The 24824-nt window shown below is 63.9% G+C and carries 20 protein-coding genes; 15 read left to right on the top strand and 5 right to left on the bottom strand.

Features of this window, described 5'->3' with window-relative positions:
- Positions 1–82 precede the first annotated feature (82 nt).
- On the bottom strand, positions 83–4099 hold the full coding sequence (locus FJ946_RS13790) for a peptidoglycan-binding protein (RefSeq protein ID WP_140564823.1): 4017 nt from the start codon (positions 4097–4099) through the stop codon (positions 83–85).
- Between the two features lie 446 nt (positions 4100–4545).
- Between FJ946_RS13790 and FJ946_RS13785 the strand changes: the two genes are divergently transcribed.
- The 8 genes from FJ946_RS13785 to FJ946_RS13750 all read left to right on the top strand — a co-directional run bounded on the left by FJ946_RS13785 (position 4546) and on the right by FJ946_RS13750 (position 14057).
- The gene (locus FJ946_RS13785) at positions 4546–5007 is read left to right on the top strand and encodes a MerR family DNA-binding transcriptional regulator (RefSeq protein WP_140497287.1); all 462 of its coding nucleotides are present in this window, start codon (positions 4546–4548) and stop codon (positions 5005–5007) included.
- Between the two features lie 262 nt (positions 5008–5269).
- Positions 5270–7060, top strand: coding sequence for an acyl-CoA dehydrogenase (locus FJ946_RS13780; RefSeq protein ID WP_140564821.1), 1791 nt, complete (start codon positions 5270–5272; stop codon positions 7058–7060).
- A gap of 112 nt (positions 7061–7172) precedes the next feature.
- Positions 7173–8342 (top strand): acyl-CoA dehydrogenase family protein, encoded by a 1170-nt coding sequence (locus tag FJ946_RS13775; RefSeq protein ID WP_140496673.1) that lies wholly within the window; start codon positions 7173–7175, stop codon positions 8340–8342.
- A gap of 31 nt (positions 8343–8373) precedes the next feature.
- A complete protein-coding gene (locus FJ946_RS13770; RefSeq protein WP_140557624.1) occupies positions 8374–9582 on the top strand; it encodes an acetyl-CoA C-acetyltransferase in 1209 nt (402 codons plus the stop codon).
- A 14-nt stretch (positions 9583–9596) separates the two neighbouring features.
- Positions 9597–11816, top strand: coding sequence for a 3-hydroxyacyl-CoA dehydrogenase NAD-binding domain-containing protein (locus FJ946_RS13765; protein ID WP_140564819.1), 2220 nt, complete (start codon positions 9597–9599; stop codon positions 11814–11816).
- 64 nt (positions 11817–11880) lie between these two features.
- A complete protein-coding gene (locus FJ946_RS13760; protein ID WP_140564818.1) occupies positions 11881–12426 on the top strand; it encodes a thioesterase family protein in 546 nt (181 codons plus the stop codon).
- Positions 12427–12549: 123 nt separating this feature from the next.
- On the top strand, positions 12550–13194 hold the full coding sequence (locus FJ946_RS13755; protein WP_140496665.1) for a helix-turn-helix transcriptional regulator: 645 nt from the start codon (positions 12550–12552) through the stop codon (positions 13192–13194).
- Between the two features lie 11 nt (positions 13195–13205).
- Positions 13206–14057 carry a thermonuclease family protein gene (locus FJ946_RS13750; protein ID WP_348640501.1) on the top strand — a complete coding sequence of 284 codons (852 nt, stop codon included), beginning with the start codon at positions 13206–13208 and terminating at the stop codon, positions 14055–14057.
- Here the strand turns inward: FJ946_RS13750 and FJ946_RS13745 are convergent.
- Positions 14023–15669 carry a lysine--tRNA ligase gene (locus FJ946_RS13745; protein WP_140513241.1) on the bottom strand — a complete coding sequence of 549 codons (1647 nt, stop codon included), beginning with the start codon at positions 15667–15669 and terminating at the stop codon, positions 14023–14025. The two genes, FJ946_RS13750 and FJ946_RS13745, sit on opposite strands and share 35 nt — an antisense overlap.
- 160 nt (positions 15670–15829) lie before the next feature.
- Here FJ946_RS13745 and FJ946_RS13740 point away from each other — a divergent pair, with 160 nt between their 5' ends.
- Positions 15830–16237 (top strand): tellurite resistance TerB family protein, encoded by a 408-nt coding sequence (locus tag FJ946_RS13740; RefSeq protein ID WP_140496659.1) that lies wholly within the window; start codon positions 15830–15832, stop codon positions 16235–16237.
- Between the two features lie 69 nt (positions 16238–16306).
- Here FJ946_RS13740 and FJ946_RS13735 read toward each other — a convergent pair whose 3' ends face one another.
- Positions 16307–17158, bottom strand: a complete 852-nt coding sequence (locus tag FJ946_RS13735; protein WP_140564814.1) for a transporter substrate-binding domain-containing protein — start codon at positions 17156–17158, stop codon at positions 16307–16309.
- Between the two features lie 256 nt (positions 17159–17414).
- Here FJ946_RS13735 and FJ946_RS13730 point away from each other — a divergent pair, with 256 nt between their 5' ends.
- The 3 genes from FJ946_RS13730 to FJ946_RS13720 all read left to right on the top strand — a co-directional run bounded on the left by FJ946_RS13730 (position 17415) and on the right by FJ946_RS13720 (position 19645).
- The gene (locus FJ946_RS13730) at positions 17415–18146 is read left to right on the top strand and encodes a LuxR family transcriptional regulator (RefSeq protein WP_140564989.1); all 732 of its coding nucleotides are present in this window, start codon (positions 17415–17417) and stop codon (positions 18144–18146) included.
- Between the two features lie 96 nt (positions 18147–18242).
- The gene (locus FJ946_RS13725) at positions 18243–18881 is read left to right on the top strand and encodes an acyl-homoserine-lactone synthase (protein WP_140496654.1); all 639 of its coding nucleotides are present in this window, start codon (positions 18243–18245) and stop codon (positions 18879–18881) included.
- On the top strand, positions 18878–19645 hold the full coding sequence (locus tag FJ946_RS13720; protein ID WP_224518985.1) for an enoyl-CoA hydratase-related protein: 768 nt from the start codon (positions 18878–18880) through the stop codon (positions 19643–19645). Before FJ946_RS13725 ends, FJ946_RS13720 begins: the two co-directional genes overlap by 4 nt.
- 56 nt (positions 19646–19701) lie before the next feature.
- On the opposite strand, the gene ppk2 is transcribed toward FJ946_RS13720, so the two are convergent.
- Positions 19702–20610, bottom strand: a complete 909-nt coding sequence (gene ppk2, locus FJ946_RS13715) for a polyphosphate kinase 2 (protein WP_140496649.1) — start codon at positions 20608–20610, stop codon at positions 19702–19704.
- Between the two features lie 194 nt (positions 20611–20804).
- Here ppk2 and FJ946_RS13710 point away from each other — a divergent pair, with 194 nt between their 5' ends.
- From FJ946_RS13710 to FJ946_RS13700, 3 genes are all read left to right on the top strand, one after another.
- A complete protein-coding gene (locus FJ946_RS13710) occupies positions 20805–22070 on the top strand; it encodes an ATP-binding protein (protein ID WP_140564812.1) in 1266 nt (421 codons plus the stop codon).
- Positions 22071–22182: 112 nt separating this feature from the next.
- The gene (phoU, locus tag FJ946_RS13705) at positions 22183–22908 is read left to right on the top strand and encodes a phosphate signaling complex protein PhoU (protein ID WP_140513249.1); all 726 of its coding nucleotides are present in this window, start codon (positions 22183–22185) and stop codon (positions 22906–22908) included.
- A gap of 96 nt (positions 22909–23004) precedes the next feature.
- Positions 23005–24012 (top strand): magnesium and cobalt transport protein CorA, encoded by a 1008-nt coding sequence (locus FJ946_RS13700; RefSeq protein ID WP_140496643.1) that lies wholly within the window; start codon positions 23005–23007, stop codon positions 24010–24012.
- 97 nt (positions 24013–24109) lie between these two features.
- Here the strand turns inward: FJ946_RS13700 and FJ946_RS13695 are convergent, their stop codons facing one another.
- Positions 24110–24628 (bottom strand): GcrA family cell cycle regulator, encoded by a 519-nt coding sequence (locus FJ946_RS13695; RefSeq protein WP_140496642.1) that lies wholly within the window; start codon positions 24626–24628, stop codon positions 24110–24112.
- Positions 24629–24824: the final 196 nt, after the last annotated feature.

The raw sequence follows: 24824 nt of genomic DNA, 5'->3' as shown, positions 1-24824 counted from the left end.
CGCCGCGCCGAAACAAAAAACATCTCAAGCAGTTAACAGGCAAATGTGTGGCAGGGGCGTCGCGGATACGACGCTCCTGCCGCTATTTGCGCGCCAGCAACGCCTTGACCAGCTTTTCGTCGACCGCACCAGTCGCGGGCAGCTTGTTGTCAGTCTGGAACGCGACGATCGCGTTCTTGGTCTTCGCGCCCATCACGCCGTCGGCGCCGCCGGCGTCGTAGCCGTTCTTGTTGAGGATGAGCTGGATGTTCTTGACCGCCTTCTTCATATCGATGCTGGCCGTCGTCTGCGGCGTGCCGTCTTGCCAGGATTCGGGAATGTCGGCCGAATTGGCAGCCTGATCGAGCGGCTTGGCCTTCCACAATTCGGTGGCGGCGCGGGCGCGCTCGAGTTGCTCGGGCCGTAGCGCGTTGGCGATCTCGTCGCGCTTGGCGGCAGCGTCCTTGTCGCCGGTCTTGGCGACGAGCGCGAACCATTTGTAGGATTCCTCCAGATTCTGCTTCATGCCGACGCCCTTGGCGGCGAGGATGCCGAGATTGAACTGGCTGTCCTTCACGCCGAGATCCGCGGCCTCCTGGAACCAGTGCGCGGCCGATTCATTGTCGGTCACGCCGTCCGCGGCCATGGCGAACAGCACTGCCAGATTGTGCATTGCGCTGGCGTTGCCCTGCTCGGCGGCGAGCTGGTACCAGGTCTTCGACTTCTTGATGTCGCGCGGGACGCCGATGCCCTTCTCGTAGAAATTGCCGATGCGGTACTCGGCCGGAGCGAAGCCGAGTTCCGCGGACTTTTCATACCATTTGGCCGCGGCCGCCATGTCTTCCTTGACGCCGCGCGCCTCGGAATAGCGCGAGCCGATCTCGAACAGCGCCTTGGCGTCGCCGGTGGCTGCGGCGTCGCGCAGGGCGACCGGGCCTGCATCGGCGGGAATGTCGAATTTGGCCGGGGCCGCGGGAGCGCCGGCGGGCACGACGGCGCCGGTGCTGTCATTGGCCATGGCCGGTGCAGCCACTGTCGGTTGGATACCGCTGTCCGCATCCGTCGTTTGCGTTCCGCCGGCAGCAGCGGAAGGTGCCGGAGAAGAAGGAGCCGCTGCGACGGGACCGGCGGAAATGGGTTCTGCCGAAGCCATCGCGTCGGAGCCTGCCGCACCCGCGCCGGCAGGCATGACGGGAGCCATCGCCGTCGGAGCCCGCTCCGCCGTCGGGCCGGCGTTCGTCGGCCCATCGCCGTCCGACGGCATGGCGAGCGCGGTCTGCGCCACCATGTCGTCCTTGACCGCCGGAGCGGAGGGCTCGGCCTGCCTGACCTCACGGGCCGGTTCGCTGTTCGCCGCCGCCAACTGGGTTTCCGGCTTGGGCGGGCTCGCGGCGTCGACGGATGCGGTTTGCAGCGGCTGCGAGGCAACGGCCGGCGCGTCATTGCTTGCCACCTGGGCGGGATCGGCGAGGAACGCCTTGCCAAGCTGCAGGCCGGCAAGCGCCAGCATGATCGCGGCGGCCGCCATCAAAATCGGCTTGCGCCGCGCCTTGAGCAGGTCGCCGATCCTGAGCGCCTTCACCGGTCCCTTCATCGTCGACTGGCGCTTCAAGGCGTCGGCCTCGGCGGCGGCGGCCTGCGCCGCGCGGCGGGCAGCCGCGATGAAGTCCGATTTCGCGGCATCGCTGTCGCTGAGCTTTGCCGGTTGCCCGCGCTCGTCGCGCACGCGCTTCATGATGGCGTTGAGGTCGGGCGCGCCGGAGCCGGGCTCCAGTGGCCGGTTGGCCATTTTCGGGTCGAGCGGCTCGTCGAGATCGACGCTCGGGATTTCCGGGCCCGGCACCGAGCCCGCCAGCGGCGGAACGTCTGCTTCCTTCTTGCCCTTGAAGGCGCGCGCCAAGCCGCCCAGCATCGATTTGCGGCGGCCGGTCGGCTCGCCCTTCCCGGCGATCGGATCGGAACCAAGCGCGGCCATGGCGGCGGCGGCCGCCGCCTCCGCGGGCGAGCGCGCACCCGGCCCGCGTGGCGAAGCGGGCTGGCTGCGCATGATCGCGGCGGCGCGGCCGTCGAGATCGGCCATGTTCCCTGTCAGCGGCATGGGCTCGTCGATATCCATCGACGGAGCGTCCACGGCCATCTTGCCGGCTCGCGCACGGCGCTTGCCGATCGCTTCGTCCGGGCGTGCATCCAGGAGCTCGCTCATCGCCTCGGACGGTTCGCCTGGCTCCAGCGAACCCAGCCTGTCGACGATCTTGAGCAGCGTGTCGTGGATGGCCTCGAACGTTCTCGAGTTACGCTCGTCGGAACGGCGTGTCAGCGTCTCGAGCGTCTTCAGGTCCTGGGCAAGGCCGGAAACCGCCGACGTGTCGGCGCCCGAGCCGGCCAGCGAGCGCACCGCGTTCTCGGCCGCCTCGCGCGCCGCGCCAAGGATGGAGTCGCGCGTCCCCGCCAGCGCCTTCTCGATTTCATTGAGGCGTGGGCTGATGTCCTCGAACTCCGGCAGCGGTGCGCTGGGCCTGGACAGGTGGGCGGACAGGCTGGCGACTTGCGCCTCCAGGCTGCGGATCAGCGCCGGATCGATGCCGGCGACTTGCGCGGCGGACGAGTCCAGGCGGCTCGAAATGTCTTCGAGCCGGCTTTCCAGGCCACGGATCGCGGCTTCGCCGGCGGGGTCGGGAATGCGTGTTTCCATGCGCTTGGCGAGCGCCGTGAAGCGGGCATCGATGGCTTCCATGATGCCGGCGCCGTCGACTTGCGGCATGCGCCGGTCGAGCCGGTCGGCAACCTCGTCCAGTCGGCGCTCAAGATCGCGGAACAACATGTTGCCCTGTTCGATGGCGTCGCCCTGGCGCCGTTCCATCATCGACGACAGCACGTCGAAGCGTTGCTCCAGCCCGTGGAAGATATAGTCGGCGTCTGGCATGGCCGGCGCCTGGTCGATCTTGTCGGCGATGAGCGCGATCTGCTTGGCCAGCCGTTCCATTGCCTGCTCGGGCAGGGCGGCGCGGCCGGCGAGTTCGTCGACCCGGCTAGACAGCGTGTTCAGCCGGTCGACGACGGCGTTGCCGGGGTGGTCCTGCGCCACTTCCTCGATCTGCCGGGCGAGCGAATCGATCCGTTTCTCGATGCGCTCGAAGGCTTCATGGTCGAGCGTATTGGCCTGTGCCGCGACGGTCGAGGCGACGATGGCGCGGGAGATCTCGTCCAGCCGCTCGTCGATCATGGCCAGCGTGCTGCCGCCGCGATTGTCCTGCTGGCTGGCGAAATGATCCACGGCGCTGGCCAGCGTGCGGACCTTTTCCTCCAGCGAGCGCAGGGATAGCGATTCCGGCAGGTTGTTGACGGCGTTGCTGATCTGCTCCAGCCGATCGGTCAGGCCCGAAATGGCGGGGTCCGGTGAGCGGTTGCGCTGGTCGGCGTCGACGCGGTCCTCGAAGGCTGTCCAGCGACGATCGAAATCGTCCCAGCGGCGGTCGACCTTCTGCACGCTCTCCTCGCGCGCCAGCGTGTCGAGCGCGGCTTTGACCTGTTCGAGTTCGAGCCGCAGCATGTTGACGCTTCTGTCGTCGCTTTTTTCCGACAGCGTCTTGATGGCGCCGGAAAGCCGCTCGAATTCGAGGCCAAGTTCGGCGCTGCCCTTGCCCGAAGCGCCTGACTTGGCGTTTGCCAGCAGTGCGCGGTCGATGTCCTTGCGCAGCGCCTCGAATTCGCTCTGCAGCCCGGCAGTCATCTGGTGGCGCAATTCCTCGCGCATGCCGCGCAGCTCGCCGGCGATCTTGCCGACCATGGCAACGCTGTCTTCCTGGCCGCGGATGCGGTCGATATCGCGGGCAAGGTTCTGGTAGTTCTGGCCGACGGCCGGCGCCGGCATCGGGGCCTGCGGATGCGGCGCGGGCTGCGGATCCTGGTACCAGCGCGGCTGAGCCGAAGGCTGTGCTGCGGGATAGCGCGGTTCGGCGCCATATTGGCGGGGATCGGGACGTGCCATCGTATCCTCGCGCGTCCTCTCCAGCCGCTGTTCCAGCGTCTCCAGCGAGCGGTTCAACTGCTCGAGCGTGGTCTGAGGCCTGCGCTGCCTGCCGGCGTTGAGTGTGTCGAGGTAGGACCGCTTGCTGTTCATCGGTGCGTCCGTCTTTCAGATTGGCCGGTTTGCGACCAGCTCCCCAAATCCTCGCCGGAACGAAGGCGACCGCACCACGGTGGAAGACAAGCTTCCCGGGGTTCACCCGCGCTCCGAAAAACCGTGAAAAAATCGATACAGGATAAACACGGGTAGCCGACATGCGCACAATTCGCCCAACGTGGTAAACAACGCGTTAACCAAGCTTAAGAAGTTGCGACGAAGTTCACGGTGAACCGGCCGCTGCGGCATAAAGCGCCGCCCGCACAACGCCCTTGCGTCATGAGAGGGCTATCGGTATAGAATTGACGTAAACGTAAAAGGCGCATCAAGCGTGCTGTTTGCGATTTGTTTGTCGAAACCACGGCTGGAAGCACGCCCCCGCTTTCAGTCAGGCGTCGCTTGGTCCAGGACCGCGACGCCGCAGACGGGGAAAGCCAGTGACCATGAAGCTTATCTCGGCCGGCGAGACCGCGGCCAATACCAACACTATATCCGTTGACTCGGGCGAGGACCTCGTCCGCATCGGCGAAATGGCCAAGAAATATGGCGTGACGCTGCGCACGCTGCGTTTCTACGAAGACAAGGGCCTGCTCAACCCGCAGCGCGACGGTTCAACCCGCCTCTACACGCGCCGCGACAGGGTTCGGCTGAAACTGATCCTGCTCGGCCGCAAGGTCGGGTTCTCGTTGCGCGACGTCAAGCAGATGATGGATCTCTACGATCCCACCGGCTCCAACACCAAGCAGTTGCGGCTGGCATTGGACAAGTCGGAGAAGCAGCTTGCCCGCCTCCAGAAGCAGCGCACGCTCATCGATGACGCCATCAGCGAATTGAGCACCTCCATGGCTGCCGTCCGGCAGATGCTGGTCGAGCGCTCGGCGCCGCAGGCGAGCGTCGCCGGCTGATTTGGGCCGCCGCCTTGCGGCGCAACATCCATGATCGAAAAAAGCCGTGTGGCGAGCGCCACGCGGCTTTTGTCATTAAGGGTTCCAACACATGTACTGCATCGCGTGCGGTTTGCTGCGGTGCAGGAGAAATTTTGTCGCATCGGCTGAATTGACGTTTACGCAAACGTCAATTTTTGTTATCTCCCGCTGAACACGGGTCCGCATGCCGCCTGACATGAATTCGGGGGTTTCGGATCAGGTCCGCAGGGTGGAGAAGAGCATGCCGATCTACAGGGCGCCGGTGCAGGATACGCTGTTCGTGCTCAACGAGGTGCTGGGCTACCAGCGCTATTCCAATCTCCCCGGCTTTTCTGATGCAACGCCCGACGTGCTGGAGGCGATCCTCGCCGAGGGCGCCAAGCTCGCGGAAAACGTAATGCATCCGCTCAACCGTGTCGGCGACATGGAAGGCTGTGTGCGCCATGACGATGGCTCGGTGACGACGCCGAGGGGCTTCAAGGAAGCCTTCGATCAGTATCGCGAGGGCGGCTGGATGGGGCTGGCGGCGCCCGTCGAGTTCGGCGGCCAGGGCCTGCCCTATGCCGTGCATACCGCCGTGGCCGAGTATATGGTGTCGGCCAATATGTCGCTGATGATGTATCCGGGCCTGACGCAGGGCGCGATCGCGGCGATCATCACCCATGGCACCGACGAGCAGAAAGCCAAATGGCTGCCGAAGATGGTCGAGGGCGCCTGGACCGGCACCATGAACCTGACCGAGCCGCATTGCGGTACCGATCTGGGCCTGCTGCGCACCAAGGCCGTGCCGAATGGCGACGGCACTTACAAGATCTCGGGCCAGAAGATATTCATCTCGGCCGGCGAGCACGACATGGCGGACAACATCGTCCACCTGGTGCTGGCCCGCATCGAGGGGGCGCCCGAAGGGGTGAAGGGCATCTCGCTGTTCATCGTGCCGAAGCTCAAGCTCGATGCTTCTGGCAATCCCGATGAGAGGAACACCGTCTCCTGCGGTTCGATCGAGGAAAAGATGGGCATCCACGGCAATTCGACCTGCGTCATGAATTATGACGAGGCGCAAGGCACGCTGCTGGGCGAGGCCAATGGCGGTCTCAAGGCGATGTTCACGATGATGAACGAGGCGCGGCTCGGCGTCGGCCTGCAGGGGCTTTCGCTGTCCGAGATTGCCTACCAGAACGCCGTCGCCTACGCCAAGGACCGCTTGCAGGGCCGCTCGCTGTCGGGGCCGAAGGCGCCGGACAAGAAGGCCGATCCTATCATCGTCCATCCCGACATCCGCCGCAGCCTGATGACCATGAGAGCCTTCAACGAGGCCGGCCGCGCGCTGGCGCTGTGGACGGCGATCAAGTCGGACATCGCCCATCGCTCCGCCGACGACAAGGACCGCCAGGCGGCCGACGACTACACAGGGCTGATGACGCCGGTGGTGAAGGGCGTGCTCACCGACAAGGGCTTCGATCACGCCGTGATGGCGCAGCAGGTGTTCGGCGGCCATGGCTATATCGAAGAGCACGGCATGAGCCAGTTCGTGCGCGATGCCCGCATCGCCATGATCTATGAAGGCGCCAACGGCATCCAGGCGCTCGACCTCGTCGGCCGCAAGCTGGGTCTGAACGGCGGCCGCGCGGTGCAGTTGTTCTTCAAGGAAGTCGGCGAATTCTGCGAAGAGAACCGCGCCGACGAGAAGATGGCCCCCTTCACCAAGGCATTGAAGAAGAGCCTCAACGATCTTCAGACGGCGACCATGTGGCTGCTGCAGAACGGCATGGCCAAGCCCGACAATGCCGGCGCCGCCTCGACCGACTACATGCATCTCTTCGGCCTCGTGGCGCTCGGCTATATGTGGGCGCAGATGGCCAGGGCCGCCCAAGGCAAGCCGGGCGCCAACGGCGCGTCGTCCTTCTACGACAACAAGCTGGTGACGGCGCGCTTCTTCATGGAGCGGATCATGCCGGAAACCGCGACGCGTCTCGCCCGCATCTCCAGTGGCGCCGATACGTTGATGGCACTGCCGGCGGAAGCGTTCTAGAAATGGTCCCTCTCCCTTTGAGGGGAGGGCGGTCCAGAGGGGCCGGGAGGGGGCGCCGCGACAGTGCGCGGATCTCAATTTCGATGGCAGACCTTGGGAGGAAGATCATCGCATGACCAACCCAGCCGAAATCCTTGGCCTGCCGAAGCCCGCCTGGGCGGCGGACGAGGTCGGCATGCTCTACGACATGGCGCACCGCTTCATGTCCGAAGAGATCGCGCCGCGTTACGACGAGTTCGAGAAGAACGAAATGGTCGACCGCGAGAGCTGGCTGAAGGCCGGTGCCGCCGGCCTGCTCTGCGCCTCAATGCCGGAGGAATATGGCGGATCGGGCGGCACCTTCGCCCATGAGAGCGCCATCATCGAGGCCATCGGCCATGTCGGCGTCGACGGCTTCGGCATCGGTCTGCACAATTCGATCGTCGCCCCCTACATCCTCCACTACGGCTCGGAGGAGCAAAAGAAGAAATGGCTGCCGAAGCTCGCCACCGGCGAACTGATCGGCGCCATCGCCATGACGGAGCCCGGCGCCGGCTCCGACCTGCAAGGCGTCAAGACGCGGGCCGAGAGGGACGGCAACCAATACAAGATCAATGGCTCCAAGACTTTCATCACCAATGGCCAGCTCGCCAATTTCATCATCGTCGTCACCAAGACCGATCCGGACAAGGGCGCCAAGGGGACTTCGCTGATCGTCGTCGAGACCGACGAGGTCGACGGCTTCGAGCGCGGCCGCAACCTCGACAAGATCGGCTTGAAGGCCAATGACACATCGGAGCTGTTCTTCAACGATGCGCGTGTGCCGACCTCCAACCTGCTCGGCCACGAGGAGGGACAAGGCTTCATCCAGCTCATGCAGCAATTGCCGCAGGAGCGTTTGCAGATCGGCACAGGCGCGATTGCCATGGTCGAGCGCGCGCTGGCGCTGACCATCGAATACGTCAAGGAGCGCAAGGCGTTCGGCAAGGCGGTCATCGATTTCCAGAACACCCAGTTCAAGCTGGCCGAACTGAAGACCGAGGCCACGATCGGCCGCGTCTTCTACAATGATTGCGTGGCGCGCCACATCGATGGCGGTCTCGATCCGGTGACGGCGTCGATGGCCAAGTACTGGCTTTCCGACCTGCAGGGCAAAGTCGTCGACGAATGCCTTCAATTGCATGGCGGCTATGGCTACATGAATGAATATCCGATCGCCCGCATGTTCCGCGACGCCCGCGTCCAGCGCATCTATGGCGGCACCAACGAGATCATGAAATTGCTGATCGGCCGCTCGCTCTGAGCATCGGTCGGCAAACCCAAGGAGCAGGAAAATGGCCGAAGCTTACGTCTATGACGCCGTTCGCACGCCGCGCGGCAGGGGCAAGAAGGATGGCTCGCTGCACGAAGTGCCGGCAGTGCGGCTCGCCGCCAGGACGCTGGAGGCGCTGCGCGACCGCAACGGGCTCGACACTGCAACTGTCGACGACATCATCTTCGGTTGTGTCGACCCGGTCGGCGAGGCGGGGTCGGTCATTCCGCGCGCCGCGGCCTTCGAGGCCGGCTACGCGACCTCGGCGCCCGGCATGCAGATCTCGCGCTTCTGCGCCTCCGGCCTCGACGCCATCAATTTCGGCGCCGCCAAGATAGCCCAGGGCGCCGATGAGATCGTCATTGCCGGCGGTGTCGAATCGATGTCGCGCGTCGGCATGGGCGCCTCGGGTGGCGCGTGGTTCATGGACCCTTCGGTCGGCCTGCCCGGCTGGTTCGTGCCGCAAGGTATTTCGGCCGACCTGATCGCCACAAAATACGGCTTCAGCCGGGACGATGTAGACGCCTACGCCGTCGAGAGCCAGAAGCGCGCGGCAAAATCCTGGGCCGATGGCCGCTTCAGGAATTCGGTGATCCCGATCAAGGACCAGAATGGTCTCACCATCCTCGACCATGACGAGCATATGCGCCCATCGACCGACATGCAGTCGCTGGCCTCGCTCAATCCCTCCTTCGTCATGCCCGGCGAAATGGGCGGCTTCGACGCCGTGGCGGTGCAGAAGCATCCGGAAGTGGAGGAGGTCAATCACGTCCACCATGCCGGCAATTCGTCGGGCATCGTCGACGGCGCGGCGGCCGTGCTGCTGGGCTCGAAGCGGGCCGGCAAGGCCATGGGCCTGAAACCGCGCGCCCGCATCCGCGCCTTCGCCAACATCGGCTCCGAGCCGGTGCTGATGTTGACCGGCCCCGTTGACGTCACCGAGAAGCTGTTGAAGCGCGCCAAGATGAAGCTGTCGGACATCGATCTGTTCGAGCTCAACGAGGCCTTCGCCTCCGTGGTGCTGCGCTACATGCAGGCCTTCGATATCGAGCACGACAGGATCAACGTCAATGGCGGCGCCATCGCCATGGGCCATCCGCTGGGCGCCACCGGCGCGATGATCTTCGGCACCGTGCTGGACGAGCTCGAGCGCCGCGATTTGAACACCGCGCTGGTGACGCTGTGCATCGGCGCCGGCATGGGCACCGCAACCATCATCGAACGCGTCTGACGGGGAGAGAAACGATGAGCTACACCAATTTCACCCTCGACACCGACGCCGACGGCATTGCACTGGTCACATGGAACATGCCGGACCGCTCGATGAACGTCTTCACCGAGGAGGTGATGCGCGAGCTGAACGCCATTGTCGACAAGGTGGCGGGCGACGCCGCCATCAAGGGCGCGGTCATCACCTCCGGCAAGGATACGTTCTCAGGCGGCGCCGACATCACCATGCTCCAGAAGATGCTGACGACCTTCGCGGTTGAAAAGGGCAAGGATCTCGAAAAGGCCACCAGGGCGCTGTTCGAAAACGCCGGCACCATGACCGGCCTGTTCCGGAAGCTGGAGACGTCGGGCAAGCCGTGGGTTTCGGCAATCAACGGCACCTGCATGGGCGGTGCATTCGAAATGTCGCTGGCCTGCCATGGCCGCGTCGCCGCCGATTCCGACAAGGTGAAGATGGCGCTCCCCGAGGTGAAGATCGGTATTTTCCCGGGCGCCGGCGGCACCCAGCGGGTGCCGCGTCTCACCGACCAGCAGCAGGCGCTGCAAATGCTGACCTCCGGCCAGAACCTGTCGCCGCAGAAGGCGAAGGCGATGGGCCTGATCCACGAGGTCGCCGAGCCGGCCAAGCTGGTCGAGACTGCGAAGGCCATGATCAGGAACGGCCTCAAGCCGGTAGCGCCGTGGGACGAGAAGGGATTCAAGCTGCCCGGCGGCCCGGTCTATTCGGCGGCGGGCGCTAATCTGTGGCCGCCGGCCATCGCCATCCTGCGCCGCGAGACCTATGGCAATTATCCGGCCGCCGCGGCGATCCTGAAATGCGTCTATGAGGGCCTGCTGGTGCCGTTCGACACCGCCCTCAGGATCGAACAGCGCTATTTCACGGAGATCATGCAGACCAAGGAAGCGGCGGCGATGATCCGCTCGCTGTTCGTATCGTTGCAGGAACTCAACAAGGGCGCGCGCCGCCCGGCCGGCGTGCCGGAAACCAGGTTCAAGAAGATCGGTATTCTCGGCGCCGGCTTCATGGGCGCCGGTATCGCCTATGTCACGGCCAAAGCCGGCATTCCGGTGGTGCTGCTCGACCGCGACATGGAGTCCGCCGAGAAGGGCAAGGCCCATTCGGATGGCCTGATCTCGGATCAGGTGAAGAAGGGGCGTGCCAAGCCCGAGGACAAGGACAGGCTCCTGTCGCTGATCACGCCGACATCGGACTATGCCGACCTTGCCGGCTGCGATCTCGTGGTCGAGGCGGTGTTCGAGGATTCCGCGGTGAAGAAAAGCGCCACCGAACAGGCGGAAGCGGCGCTGAAGTCGTCGGCGGTCTTCGCGTCGAACACCTCGACCATTCCGATCACCGCCCTGGCCAAGAATTCGGCGCGGCCGAAGAATTTCATCGGCATCCATTTCTTCTCGCCGGTCGACAGGATGATGCTGGTCGAAATCATCCTTGGCAAGAAGACCGGTGACAAGGCGCTGGCCACCGCGATCGACTTCGTGCGCGCCATCAAGAAAACGCCGATCGTCGTCAACGATACGCGCGGTTTCTACGTCAACCGTTGCGTCCTGCGCTATATGTCGGAAGCTTACAAGATGTTGATCGAGGGCGTTCCGGCGCCGATGATCGAGAACGCCGCCAAGGCCGCCGGCATGCCGGTCGGCCCGCTGGCGTTGACCGACGAGACGGCCATCGACCTTGCCCAGAAGATCATGAAGCAGACCATCAGGGATCTCGGCGAGAAGGCGGTCGACCCGAAGCAGATGGCGCTGATCAACACCATGGTCGACGACCACGGCCGCTTCGGCCGCAAGAACGGCAAGGGCTTCTACGACTATCCGGCCAAGCCGGCCAAGAAGAAGCTGTGGCCGGGCCTTAAGGAGCTCTATCCGCAGCTCAAGCCGGAGAAGGTCGACTACGAGGAATTGCAGCAGCGCCTGCTGGTCACCATCGCGTTGGAAGCGGCTCGGGTGATGGAGGAGGGCATCGTCACCGATCCGCGCGAGGCCGATGTTGGCTCGATCCTGGCCTTCGGCTTCGCGCCCTATACGGGCGGCGCGCTGTCCTACATCGACGGCATCGGCGCCGGGCAGTTCGTCAAGATCGCAAAGGGCTTGCAGAAGAAATACGGCGCCGAGTTCAAGGTGCCCAGGCTGCTGCTCGACATGGCAGAGAAGGGCGAGACTTTCTACCAGCGCTTCGACCCCTACGCGAAGGGCGACGTGAAGCAGGCGGCCTGAGCGTGGTCGGAATCAAAGATGCCGCGGCGTCCCTGGCGCGTCCGAAAAGACGCGCCGCGCCGTAATGTATGTCTGGGGGCGCCTTGCGCGTATGATGGCCACGGCGGGCAGCCGTGGCTCCTACCAGATGGGTGACGAAAGCCGGTTGGCCTTTCGCTGCCTGCCGACGGACATCGATTTCAATCGCCATCTCAACAATGCCCGCTACATGATGCTGGCGGACCTTGGCCGCATCGATATCTTCATCCGCGCCGGCCTCATCACGCTGGCGAGAACGAATGGCTGGGCGCCGATGATCGGCGGGCTGCAATCGGCCTATGTGCGTGAGATCAAACTGTGGCGGCGTTTCGAAGTGGTGTCTTCGATCGAGACCTGGGAAGGCAGCCAGGTCATCGGCAAGCACCGTTTCGTCCTCGACAATGGCGAGACCGCCGCATTGATCATGACGACGGCCGGCGTCTACGACCGCGCCGCCCGGCGCTTTCTCGACATTGACGAGGTCGTCGCCGCGCTTGGCCGCTCCGCACAGCCGCGTCCGCCCAGCGAAGCCGAGCGGGCGTTCATGGCCTCGCATCAAGACCTGCGCGATCAGGCCAAGCGGACCGGTTGACCCGGGAACCGGAATTGGCGCGGCCAGCAGGAAGATGTGATGCGATGCCACAGCCGGTGGACAAACCTTCATTCGAAGACTAGAAAGGAAAGGCATTTTTTCCTTTTTGCAAGGAGAGCGGAATTGCTCTCGCATGACCGTGTTTGGGCCGCCATCGACGCTCTGGCCGAGCGGTATTCGCTCTCGGCTTCCGGCCTGGCGAAGCGGGCCGGCCTTGATTCGACTGCCTTCAACAAGTCGAAGCGACTGTCGTCGGACGGCAGGCCGCGCTGGCCCTCGACCGAATCGCTGGCCAAGATCATCGAGGCGACGGGCGCTTCGCTCGACGAATTCACCGGGCTGATAGAAGGTCGGGCCGGCCACGGCGCGATGCCCGCCCGCGGGCGTGCCGTTCCGCTGCTCGGCTTTGCCCAGGCCGGCGCCGGCGGGTTTTTCGACGATGCCGGCTTCCCGGCCGGTCAAGGCTGGGATCTGGTGGAACTGCCGGCGCAATCGACCGAGAGTTCCTATGCGCTTCAGGTGCAAGGCGATTCAATGCTGCCGCTCTACCGCAATGGCGACGTGCTCATTGTTGAGCCGGCAGCCCTCATCCGCAAGGGCGATCGCGTCGTCGTCAAGACGACGGGCGGCGAGGTGATGGCCAAGGTGCTCGATCGCCAGACCGCCAGGTCGATCGCACTGGTTTCGCTCAATCCCGATCATCCGGACCGCGACATTCCCATGCGCGAGGTTGAATGGGTGGCGCGGATCGTCTGGGCAAGCCAATAGGGTGCGGGCTGGTGCGGCTTCCTCATCTTGTCCTTGCGGTTCTGATGGTCCCTGGAATGGCCGCGCTGGTAGTCGCCGGCGGCCGCGCGCTGAAGAGCGGCGAAGCTGCCGTCGCGGTGGAACAGATCGATCCGAGCGCCGATACGGTCTCTCAGCCAGGCACCGACGGTGTGCCGGAGGAGCCGGCCACATCGGCCATTGCCGCTCCGCCGCCCCCCGCCGCTAGCCCGCACTCGCGTGCGATCGATCCCCAAGTCGTGGCGCCGCCGGAGCTTCCCAGCAAGGAGCTGGAGCGGGTGGAGCCGCGCGCGCCGTTGAGCAAGCTGGCGCTGGCCATGCCGCCCAAGCCGAAAATGCCGGACGACTGGAAAGGGACGAAGCTGTTCCAGCCGGTCGCGCCCGCCGCCGGACTGATCGAGGCGAAGGGCTATTCTGTCGCGGTTTCCGGCGTCGACATTGTCGGGCAGGACGAGACCTGCACCTCGGCCGGTAAATCCTGGCCCTGCGGCGTCCGCGCGCGCACGGCGTTCCGCGCCTTCCTGCGCGGCCGGGCGGTGGTCTGCGCCGTGCCGCCGGAAGGCGGCCGCGACCTGATCGCCGCCGACTGCCGGATCGGCAAGCAGGATGTCGGCCGATGGCTGGTCGAGAACGGCTGGGCGCGCGCCGCCAAAGGCGGCCCTTACGTCGAAGTCGGGGAAAAAGCGCGCAGCGAAAGGAAAGGCATTTTCGGATCGGCGCCAAGCCTTTCAGGCGTGCCTTCGATGCCGGCCGCGCCCGCCCCGGCGCCGCAAGCGCCGGGCTCGATCCTGGAAGAGGTCGGCGGCATTCTCAAGTCAGCTGACCAGCCAAAGCCTTCTGAATGAGCCCGCGCGTCTCGGCGATGCCGTAGAGTGCCGCGAACGAGCCGAAGCGCGGTCCGCGCTCCTGCCCGATCAGCACCTGGTAGATCATCTGGAAGAAGGCGCCCGAAACGCCCGGACCACCTTCGGGGCTCTTCTTGGAATGATCCTGATAGCGTTCCACCTTGCGGGCGACGTTGAGCGCGGCGTTCTGGATCGCCTCGCCGTCCGAGCCCGCCGGCAGGGCGCCAAGCGCCTGATCCAACGCTTCCAGCGCCTCCCGCTCGACGTCGTCGGGCGCGCGGAAGGTCTTCGTCGGCTTCACGAAATCGTCGAAATAGCGGATCGCATAACCCGTCAGCCTGTCGAGCTCAGGGTGGGTCGCCGGCGTCACGCCCCGCACATGGCGCGAGATGAAGCCCCACAGCACGTCCTTGTTCTGCGCATTGGAGGCGCTGACCAAGTTGAGCAGCAGCGAGAACGGCACGGGCATATCGATGGCGGGCGGATTGCCGTCGTGCATGTGCCAGACCGGGTTGCCCAGCCGTTCCTTCCAGTCCTGCCTCCGATAGGCTGCAAGGAAGGTGTAATATTCGTCCACGGCCCGCGGGATGACGTCGAAATAGAGCTTCTTGGCCTGTCGCGGCCGCTGGTACATATAGAGTCCCAGGCTCTCCGTCGGCGCGTAAGTCAGCCATTCGTCGATGGTCAGCCCATTGCCCTTGGATTTGGAGATCTTCTGGCCGTTCTCGTCCAGGAACAGCTCGTAGACGAAATGCTCCGGCGCGTGCCCGCCGAGGATGTTGCAGATGCGGTCATAGACCACCGCATTGGTCTGATGGTCCTTGCCGAACATCTCGAAATCGACGCCAAGGGCCGCCCAGCGCATTCCGAAATCGGGCTTCCACTGCAGCTTCACCTTGCCGCCGGTAACCGGCAGCGTGGTCTCGGTACCGTCATCGTCGAAGGTGATGGTGCCCGCCCTGGCATCGACATGCTTCATGGGAACGTAGAGCACGCGGCCGCTCTTCGGCGAGATCGGCAGGAACGGGCTGTAGGTCGCCTGCCGCTCCTCTCCCAGCGTCGGCAGCATCACCGCCATGATCTGGTCGTAGCGTTCGGCCGCGCGCAACAGCATCGCGTCGAAGCGGCCGGCCTTGTAGTACTGCGTCGCGCTGGCGAACTCGTAGTCGAAGCCGAACGTGTCGAGGAAGCGGCAGAGCATCGCGTTGTTGTGGTCGGCGAAACTCGCATAATCGCCGCCGAAAGGGTTGGGCACCGAAGACAGCGGCTTGTGCAGGTGCGGCTCCAGCGCCGCGCGATCCGGCACACTGTCGGGTATCTTGCGCATGCCGTCCATGTCGTCGGAAAAGCACAGCAGCTTGGTAGCGACCTTGTCCTGCGTGATGACGCGGAAGGCATGCCGCACCATCGACGTGCGCGCCACCTCGCCGAACGTGCCGATATGCGGCAGGCCGGACGGGCCATATCCGGTTTCGAACAGCACCGTTTGCGGGAGTTCGCGGCCCTTGTAGCGCTCAATGATCTTGCGGGCTTCCTCGAACGGCCACGCCTTGCTTTCGGCCGCCGCCGTCAGCACTTCGGGATTGAGATCGATGATGTTTGATCCCGCCATGTCACTGTTTTCCAAATTAGACGCCGGCAAAGCCGCAAGTGAGGATTTTTCAACCGGTCTCTATGCGCGCCTGACCGGAGCGTCAACGAGCGCGGCGCTTTTTCCTTGCAGCGCAGGGAACGCGTTCCTACCTTCGCAGCCCGTATCGAGGAGTTGTTGAATGCCGACCCCGCATGAAGCGCTGATCTACCTGATGGTCATCACCTCCGCCTCCGACCGCGACATGACGGATGTCGAGCTGGCGCGGATCGGCGAGGTCGTCCGCTCATGGCCGGTGTTCGAGGATTTCGACCACGACCGCCTGGTTGGCGTCGCCCAGGCCTGCCAGAAGAAGCTGCATGAAAAGGGCGGGCTGGAGGGTGTCCTGGCAAGCGTGGCCGAGGCCCTGCCGGAGCGCCTGCGCGACACCGCCTATGCGGCCGCCTTCGAGGTCGCGGCCGTCGATCTCGAAATGCGGATGGAGGAGGTGCGGGTGCTCCAACTCATTCGCCTCAAGCTCGATCTCGACACGCTGACCGTCGCGGCGATCGCGCGTGCGGCCAAGGCGCGCCTGCGCACGCTGACCTGAGCGGCGACACTCAACCCGACCGGAAGAAACTGACCGGCACCGGATCAGAAAAAGCTGACCGGGACCGGATCAGAAGAAACTGACCGGGAAATAGCGCAGGTAGAACTCGGCGAACGTGCCTTTCAGCGAAATCTCCTGCAGCGCGTAGTCGAGAGCGGCGGCCAGCGCCGGGTCATCGGATCGGGCGGCGATGGCCATGCCCGAACCCAGATATTCCGGCGCCAGATAAGGTCCGCCGGCAAAGCGGCAGCAGCCGGCCGCATCCGAACCGCCCAGCCAAAAGGCGAAACGCATGCCATCGCCGAAGGCGGCATCGATCTTGCCGGCCTTGAGGTTGGCGTAGAGGTCTTCCGGCCTGTCGAAGGTGACAACCTGAACGGTGTTGAAATAATCGCGCAGCATGCGCTCATGCGCCGAGCCTGATATCACGCCGACACGCTTGCCGCGCAGCTTGGCGAACAGCGGCTCGGTCAGCGCCTCGCCCTTCGGCATGATGAAGCGCGCCGGAAATTGCAGGTAGGAGCGCGAGAAGGCGTATGTCTGGCGTGACTGCGGCGTCGCGGCGATGCCGGCAATGATCGCTTCGCCTTCGCCTTTCTCAAGCGCTCCTTCGAGCTCGGCCCACGGCAATGCCTGGATCTGACATTTGTCGACGATGCCGAGCTCGGCGCAGATGGCGCGCGCCAGGTCGATGTGGAAACCGGACAGCTTTCCCGCGGCGTCCAGGAAGTTGAAGGGCGGGAAATCGGTTGTGGTCAGGAACCGCAGCCGCGGCAGTGCGGAGAGATCCGGTTTCGGTAGCCGCTCCTTGGCATCCCACAGCACCGGCACCTGCGGCTGGGCCGCGCGCGCGCGCTCACCCAACGCCAGCGACGCGATCAGCATCGACGCAAGGACGAGAGACCTCCGCTGGAACGCCATGATAAACTTCCACCGCACCTGTGTTCGCATCGGTTCTGGTACGAAAATAGTACAGGCACAATGCTTTTTGATTTCAACGCGTCGATTTCAGGATATGCTTTAGCAGGTTTGCAAACAGCGGTGGCTGCCCTGGTGGGGGACCAGGGTCGAGAACCACAACCACAAGGCAACGCTTTGCAATCCCTGGTCGGTGGCGAAGTGCCAACAAGGCACGGATCATCGATTTCAACGAGGCAACATGGGGTTTGATGTTGCGATGGGTCAGTTCGATCGCACGCTGGAATACATAGATCACCTGCAGCATGCCGGAACGGCGGCTGCGGTTTGCGAGAGGCTGTTGGGCATAACATCAGATTTTGGCCTGACCGCTCTGATGGCGGGCACCGTTCCGCAGCCGGGCACCCCGACCGGCCAGCAGAAGCAGCATGTGCTGCTTTGCGACTGGCCTGTCGAATGGCTGGAGCGCTACGTGGCGCGCAACTATGTCGATCACGACCCGATCGTCAGCCACATGAAACAGTTGCAGGCGCCGTTCCAGTGGCGGGAAGCGGCCCAGGGCGTTAGCATCGACAGAAGCAGCGGCGAAGTGATGGGCGACGCCGTCGTGTTCAAGCTGCGCGACGGGCTGGCCTTCCCGCTCATCACGCTCGACGGCCAGATCGTCATGGTGTCACTGGGTGGCGAGGCCGTGGAACTGTCCGCCGCCGAGTTCGGCCTGGTGTCGCTGGTGTCGACCTATGCGGTGGGCCGCGCCATGCAGCTTCACACGAAGGCCAGCAAGACCATCGATAGCGTAGAGCTGACACCGCGCGAACGCGAATGCCTGCAATGGGCCGCCGTCGGCAAGTCCGAATGGGAGATTTCGCAAATCCTCGGCATCTCCGAACACACGTCGGAGAAACACCTCCTTAACGCCAAAAGCAAACTCGGCGCCGTCAACCGCGTACAGGCAGTCGCTGAAGCGATAAGGCGCGGCTATATTAGTTAGGTCGGCCGGGTCGGCCTAGAAATTCCTGCCTACGTGATCGCGTAATTTTCTTGCGAGGGCACGGCCGTATCTTCCTCTTGAACAGGAGACGGCAAAATGATTTTTTCCCTTACAACAAAAGAACTGATGGAACATCCCGATCTGTGGGAGGCCGTGCATCGGCTGCGCTACAGGATTTTTGTCGAGGAAATGGGGTGGGAGGACCTGCGGCGCCCCGATGGCTTCGAGATCGACCAGTTCGATCATGACGAAGCGGTGCATCAGATCGTCATCAGAGGCAACGAGGTCGCGGGCTATCAGAGGATGTTGCCGACCACGCGGCCACATCTCTTGACCGAGGTGCTGGCCGATCTTTCCGTGGGAACGCCGCCCTCGGGTCCGAACATCTGGGAACTGACCCGCTATGCGGTCGCCCCCGGCTTTCGCGACGGCCGCCGGGGTGTTTCGACCGTCGGTACCGAACTCATTGCCGGCTTCGTCGAGTGGGGGCTGAAGCGCGGCGTCGACAAGGTGATCATCGAGTTCGAGCCGATGTGGGTGCTGCGCGCGCTGCAGCTGCATTTCCTGGCCACGCCGCTGGGCTATCAGCGCACCTATGGCAACCAGCAGGTCGTCGCGACGCTGCTCACCTTCAATGAGCACACGCTGGATGTGGTGCGTTCGCGCCGCAATCACCACGCTCCCGTTCTGGCCAGGGGATATCCCGATATGTTCGGGCAAAGGCGGGCGTCATGAGATCGGAAACGGCCATGAACGCGCACCCGCAACCCGAACTGCGCAACCACACGCTGATCGTCACCGTATCGTCGACCGACGGCCGGCCGGTGCTCGACAGAAGGGCCTATGAAAGCCTGGCAAGGACGTTCCACGAAGCCGCCGACAATGACGACGTTCGTGTCGTCGTGCTGCGCGGCCTGGCGGGCTGCTTCTGCCTCGGCGGCGATTTTTCCGAATTCCTCGACGCTACCAAGCACCAGAAGCTGATCGCCGCCGTCACCGACATGTTCCGCACGCTGGCGACGTTCCCCAAACCCATACTGGCCTGTGTCGACGGCGATGCGGTCGGCGTCGGCTGCACCATCCTGTTCCATTGCGACATGGTGATCGCGTCCGCCGAAAGCACGTTCCGGGTGCCGTTCGTCGATTTCGGCCTGGTGCCGGATGCCGCGACCAGCATCCTGGCGCCGCAGAAGCTCGGCTACGCCGGCGCCTTCCGCTTTTTCTGCCTCGGCGACACGCTGCGCGCCGACGACGCCAGGGCGCTCGGGCTGGTCGCCGAGATTGTCTCCGAAGGCAGCGTCGAGGAGGCAACCCTCGGCCGGGCAAGGCAGCTCGCCAGGAAGCCGGTCGCCGCGTTGCTGCAGACGCGGGGCCTGCTCAAGGGGAACCCCGCGGAACTTTGCGAACGCATCGATCAGGAGATCTCGCTGTTCCAGCAGGCGCTGCAGGACGACACCACGCTGCGGCGGCTGCAGCGGATTGCCCGGTTGGCGGCCTGAGCGTCGCGCCGAAGGCGTTGCGCCACGCGGTCCAGTGCCGCGTGGCGCAGGCACCGTCAGTCCTGTTTTGCCAGGAATGACGGCCCTTCGCCGATGATTTTCTTGTCTTCCTTGCCGATGATGTCGAGGTCGCGGCCGTCATAAGGCAGCGACAGGAGGATGCGCCGCATCACCGCCAGCCGCGCGCGGCGCTTGTCGTTGGCACGCACGATGATCCACGGAGCGAATTCCTTGTGGGTGCGCTCGAACATGGTATCGCGCGCCCTGGTGTAATCGTCCCACTTGGTAATGCCGGCAATGTCGATCGGCGAAAACTTCCAGCTCTTCAGCGGACTGTGGCGGCGATCGTGAAATCGCTCGAGCTGCGTTTCCCGGCCGATGTTCAGCCAGAATTTGAAGAAGTGGATGCCGTCATTGACGATCATCCTTTCGAAGTGCGGTGTCTCGTCGAGAAACTTCTCGTGCTGTTCTGGCGTGCAGAAGCCCATCACCGGTTCGACGCCGGCGCGGTTGTACCAGGAACGGTCGAACGTGACGAATTCGCCCGCGGTCGGGAAGTGGTCCGCATAACGCTGGTAGTACCATTGCCCCAGCTCGGTCGGCGTCGGCTTGGTCAGCGCCACGTTGCGTGCCGTGCGCGGATTGAGGTACTGGCGCAGGACGAAAATCGTGCCGCCCTTGCCGGCCGCGTCGCGGCCCTCGAACAGCGCCATCATCCGCCTGCCTGTCGACTGCAGCCACGCCTGCGCCTTGACCAGCTCGATCTGCAATGCCTCGAGCGTCTCGTCATATTCGTCGCTTTTCATCTTCTTGTCGTAGGGATAGCCGCCCGCGGTCAGCTTGCGCTCCTCGATCCAGTCCGGCAGTGCTGGATTCTCGATGTCGAACTCCCGCTCCTTGCCGTTGATCCTGAGCTTCAGCGGCCCCGGGGTCGGCGCGGCGGTGTTTTCCTTGGCTTTTTTCATCGAGACGAACCTTTCCAGCTTACGGACTCGTGCTATTGAGCCATTGCAGTGCCGCGCGCCGCTTCAGACGCAAAGGGCGCTGCACTTTTGGATTTTGCGCATGATCCTTTCCGAAAATCGATTCTGATTTTTCGGCGTCATGCGCCAGGCCGGTCCAGCGAAATTGCCGGACCGGGAGCGGGGCGCAGGCGCGAATGGCGGACCAGGGCGCAGATGAGAAGGGCGTGACGCAGGCGCTTGCCGCGCGGCTGTGGAACAGCCGATGGTTGCTGGTCGCCGGTCTTGTCGCGGTCATGGCGGTTTATGCCTTTGCGGGCATTTCCGCCTATGTGCTGCTGCCGGCGCTGGCTTTGCTGCTGGTGGCGGCGATGATACCGGCTGGAGCCACGCGCCAGCCCGGCGAAAGCGGCGCGGCGATCGAGGCCATCGGCCTGCAACGCCTGTCCGGCGAATATCTGGCGGCGGCCGTCGCCGACCCCTTGATCATCTTCGACCATGCCGCGGCCATCGTTCATGCCAACGCCGCCGCCTTCGCCGCCTTCGGCGGCATCGCGCCTGGCGTATCGTTGTCGCTGAAATTCCGGGCGCCGGAAATGCAGGCTCTTCTGGACGGCGTGCTGTCGGGCGAGGTCGCGTCGGATGTCATCGATTACACCGAGAGGCTGCCGGTCGAGCGGACTTACCGGGTCAGTGCCTCCTCCGTCGGTCACGGCACTGATCTCTACGTGATGGTGTTCAAGGACCAGAGCGAAGCGCGCCGCATCGACCGCATGCGCGCAGATTTCATCGCCAATGCCAGCCACGAATTGCGCACGCCGCTCGCCTCGATATCGGGTTTCATCGAAACGCTGCGCGGACCGGCCCGCAATGACCCGGCGGCGCGCGAGCAGTTCCTGCAGATCATGCAGAACCAGACCGGCCGCATGGCACGCCTGATCGATGACCTTTTGTCGCTGTCGCGGCTGGAGATGAAGCCCTATCTGCGGCCGGGGACCGAGGTCGACCTGCGCCAGACCGTCGACAGCGTCATCGATTCGCTGGCCCCGCTGGCGCGGGAAAACGGCGTCGTCATCGAGCGGGATTTCGCCGACGGCCCTCTCGACGTGCCGGGCGACCGCGACGAACTGTTCCAGGTCTTCGAGAACCTTCTGGAAAACGCCTGCAAATATGGGCAGTCGGGCGGCCGCGTGGTGGTGTCGATCGCGCGCGGCGACGCCGAGGGCGAAGCGGGCATCGACGTGACGATCAGGGATTTTGGCCCCGGCATTCCCGAGGAGCACATTCCGCGCATCACGGAGCGCTTCTATCGCGTCGACGTCGAGAGCAGTCGAACCCAGAAGGGTACAGGCCTTGGCCTGTCGATCGTCAAGCATATCCTGACGCGCCACAACGCCAGGCTCTCGATCAAGTCCGAAGTCGGCAAGGGCGCCGCCTTCTCGGTTCATTTGCCGGCGGCCTGAGCCGCCCTAGTTTCCAAGCTGCCATTTCTTTTTTCTGTCATCCGGTTAGCGTATCAGCGGGGATTCGAGGAAACGACTCAAAATCAGATCATCCGTGGGAAGGCATCCGGTCATGCAGTCCGTGCACATAGTCAGCGCCTATGACGAGGAGCTGAAAGATCTGTCGAAGCGCATCGCCGCCATGGGCGGACATGCCGAACGCATGGTCGAACAGGCGATCTCCGCCCTGGTCAATGCCGATCCCGGCCTTGCCCAGAAGGTGATCCGCGACGACGCCGTCCTCGACGAAGGCCAGCGCGAAATCGACGACAGGGCAATCATCATCATCGCCCGGCGCCAGCCGATGGCGACGGACTTGCGCGAGATCGTCGGCGCGATCCGCATCTCGGCCGATCTCGAGCGGGTCGGCGATCTCGGCAAGAATGTCGCCAAGCGTGTGGTGGCGGTTGCCGACGGGCGCCAGCCGACCAGCCTGTTCCGCGGCCTCGAAGCCCTGGCCGACCTAGCGTTGACCCAACTCAAGGAAGTGCTCGACGTCTACGCCTCGCGCTCGGTCGAAAGGATCGGCTTCGTACGTGACCGCGACGACCAGATCGACGCCATGTACACGTCGCTGTTTCGCGAATTGCTGACCTACATGATGGAAGATCCGCGCAACATCACGCCTTGCACGCATCTGCTGTTCTGCGCCAAGAACATCGAACGCATCGGTGACCATGCCACCAACATTGCCGAGACGATCTACTATATCGTCACCGGCGACCAGATGCCGAGCGAGCGGCCGAAGGGCGACAAGACGGACAAGATCGGCCTTTCCGCAACGCAGCCGGTCAAGTGAACGCACTTTTTCTCGAACGCTTGGTCGTATTGCGCTAGACTATCCCTGAGGCAAGCCTGCTGGTTCCCAGCAAAGGCAGTGCTTCGGGAGGCTGCGATGGAATATGTCCGGGACTTCAAGCCCGCGCCGCCGACATCGGCCGTCATCGCCTCCAGCGTCTACACAGCCGGGCGCCGCATCGCCGACATCCCGATCGAGGAAGCCGGCACATGGGCCAGGAAAGCGGGACACGTCGTGTGGATCGGGCTGCTTGAACCCGACCGCGAGCTTCTGCTGCGCGTGCAGGCGCAATTTCATCTGCATGAGCTCGCAATCGAGGATGCCGAGCATCCGCACCAGCGGCCGAAGATCGAGCAATATGGTGATGCGCTGTTCATCGTCGCCCGCACCGCGCAGCTGATCGAGGGCCGCGTCACCTTCGGCGAGACGCATCTGTTCGTGGGCAGCGGCTACATCGTCAGCGTCAGGCACGGCCCTTCGACATCCTATGCTGTGGTGCGCCAGCACTGGGAAAGCTGCCCGCATTCACTGGCCAAGGGCGAGGATTTCGTCCTCTATGCCATTCTCGATTTCATCGTCGACAACTACATGCCGGTGCTCGAGCAGATCGAGGATGAGGTCGAGGCGATCGAGGACCGGGTCCTGCTGAAGCCGATGACCGGCCCCGATATCGAACGCCTTTATATGCTGCGTCGCGATCTGTTGCGGCTGCGCAATGCCGCACTGCCGCTGGTGGAGGTCTGCCGCCGGCTGACCAGCGCCGACCTGCCGCAGATCCATTCAGCCATGCACCCGCTGTTTCGCGACGTGACCGACCATATCCGCACCGTCCAGGAAAAGATCGACAGCTTGCGCGAAGTGCTGGCCTTTGCTTTCGAGGCGAGCCTGCTGGTGGGCCAGAGCCAGGAAACGGCGATCTCCAAAAAGCTCGCCTCATGGGCGGCAATCCTGGCCGTGCCGACAGCCTTCGCGGGCATATACGGCATGAATTTCAGCGACATGCCGGAACTGAAGATGGAATACGGCTACCCGATGGTGCTGCTGGCGATCGCGCTGATCTGCAGCTTCCTCTACTGGCGGTTTCGCAAGAATGGATGGCTGTGAGAGTAGGGCAGTAGGCAGTAGGCAGTAGGCAGTAGGCTAAACGCTCGGGAGCGCAAATTCAAAACATACTGCCCTACTGCCCTACTGCCTTAGTCCCTTATCTATTCCGCCGCCGCTCCGCTGCCGGCTGGAACGCCACGCGGGCATGGTATTTACAATAGGGTCCGGTTTCGGCGGCTTCGTTGCCGCAGAAATTGAAGTCCTCCGACAGCGGATCGCCGTTCGGCCATTTGCAGGTGCGCTCGGTGAGTTCGGTGAGCTGGAGATGCCGCGAGATCGGCACCACCACATTCTCGACCGGCCGGATATAGTGGCGGGCCACCGGCTCGGCATCGAACTGCGCTTGCAGCGCCGTTGCTCCGATCGATGTCGTGACGTGGCGGGTCGCACTCGCGGGGCGCGACACCGATTTCTGCGCGCCCGACCCTTGCGCCGTCTTCTTCTGGCGTGCCGGCGCTGCCGTGGCGCGCCCGCGGCCCGACAATTTCAGCCGGTGCACCTTGCCGATGACGGCATTGCGGCTGACCCCTCCAAGCTGGGCAGCAATCTGGCTTGCGCTCAGACCCTCCGACCACAGTTTTCTCAAGAGTTCGACCCGCTCGTCAGTCCAATTCATGACCGCGCTCCTGCTAAGCGTACGGCAATCGGAATCCATTCCCGGCCCAGCACCACTGCTGGGGCAGACACCACATATATCTGGTGATTAGGTCCGCCGCACGAAATCTAGTTATTTCCCGACTACAACTACCTTATGCGCTGACTCGGTGACAAGAGTCCGAAGTGCAACACGAATCGGTTTTTTCGGTTTTCCC

This window comes from Mesorhizobium sp. B2-4-7 (genome assembly GCF_006442685.1).
Lineage (GTDB): Bacteria > Pseudomonadota > Alphaproteobacteria > Rhizobiales > Rhizobiaceae > Mesorhizobium.
The sequence above is the reverse complement of the archived record's forward strand: the minus strand, read 5'-3'. Positions and strand labels throughout refer to the sequence as shown.

Bases quoted from the DNA above. Each gene is read 5' to 3' on its own strand.
- FJ946_RS13790 (WP_140564823.1), bottom strand. From the start codon at position 4,099: ATGAACAGCAAGCGGTCCTACCTCGACACACTCAACGCCGGCAGGCAG.
- FJ946_RS13785 (WP_140497287.1), top strand. From the start codon at position 4,546: ATGAAGCTTATCTCGGCCGGCGAGACCGCGGCCAATACCAACACTATA.
- FJ946_RS13780 (WP_140564821.1), top strand. From the start codon at position 5,270: ATGCCGATCTACAGGGCGCCGGTGCAGGATACGCTGTTCGTGCTCAAC.
- FJ946_RS13775 (WP_140496673.1), top strand. From the start codon at position 7,173: ATGACCAACCCAGCCGAAATCCTTGGCCTGCCGAAGCCCGCCTGGGCG.
- FJ946_RS13770 (WP_140557624.1), top strand. From the start codon at position 8,374: ATGGCCGAAGCTTACGTCTATGACGCCGTTCGCACGCCGCGCGGCAGG.
- FJ946_RS13765 (WP_140564819.1), top strand. From the start codon at position 9,597: ATGAGCTACACCAATTTCACCCTCGACACCGACGCCGACGGCATTGCA.
- FJ946_RS13760 (WP_140564818.1), top strand. From the start codon at position 11,881: ATGTATGTCTGGGGGCGCCTTGCGCGTATGATGGCCACGGCGGGCAGC.
- FJ946_RS13745 (WP_140513241.1), bottom strand. From the start codon at position 15,669: ATGGCGGGATCAAACATCATCGATCTCAATCCCGAAGTGCTGACGGCG.
- FJ946_RS13740 (WP_140496659.1), top strand. From the start codon at position 15,830: ATGCCGACCCCGCATGAAGCGCTGATCTACCTGATGGTCATCACCTCC.
- FJ946_RS13735 (WP_140564814.1), bottom strand. From the start codon at position 17,158: ATGGCGTTCCAGCGGAGGTCTCTCGTCCTTGCGTCGATGCTGATCGCG.
- FJ946_RS13730 (WP_140564989.1), top strand. From the start codon at position 17,415: ATGGGTCAGTTCGATCGCACGCTGGAATACATAGATCACCTGCAGCAT.
- FJ946_RS13725 (WP_140496654.1), top strand. From the start codon at position 18,243: ATGATTTTTTCCCTTACAACAAAAGAACTGATGGAACATCCCGATCTG.
- FJ946_RS13720 (WP_224518985.1), top strand. From the start codon at position 18,878: ATGAGATCGGAAACGGCCATGAACGCGCACCCGCAACCCGAACTGCGC.
- ppk2 (WP_140496649.1), bottom strand. From the start codon at position 20,610: ATGAAAAAAGCCAAGGAAAACACCGCCGCGCCGACCCCGGGGCCGCTG.
- FJ946_RS13710 (WP_140564812.1), top strand. From the start codon at position 20,805: ATGGCGGACCAGGGCGCAGATGAGAAGGGCGTGACGCAGGCGCTTGCC.
- phoU (WP_140513249.1), top strand. From the start codon at position 22,183: ATGCAGTCCGTGCACATAGTCAGCGCCTATGACGAGGAGCTGAAAGAT.
- FJ946_RS13700 (WP_140496643.1), top strand. From the start codon at position 23,005: ATGGAATATGTCCGGGACTTCAAGCCCGCGCCGCCGACATCGGCCGTC.
- FJ946_RS13695 (WP_140496642.1), bottom strand. From the start codon at position 24,628: ATGAATTGGACTGACGAGCGGGTCGAACTCTTGAGAAAACTGTGGTCG.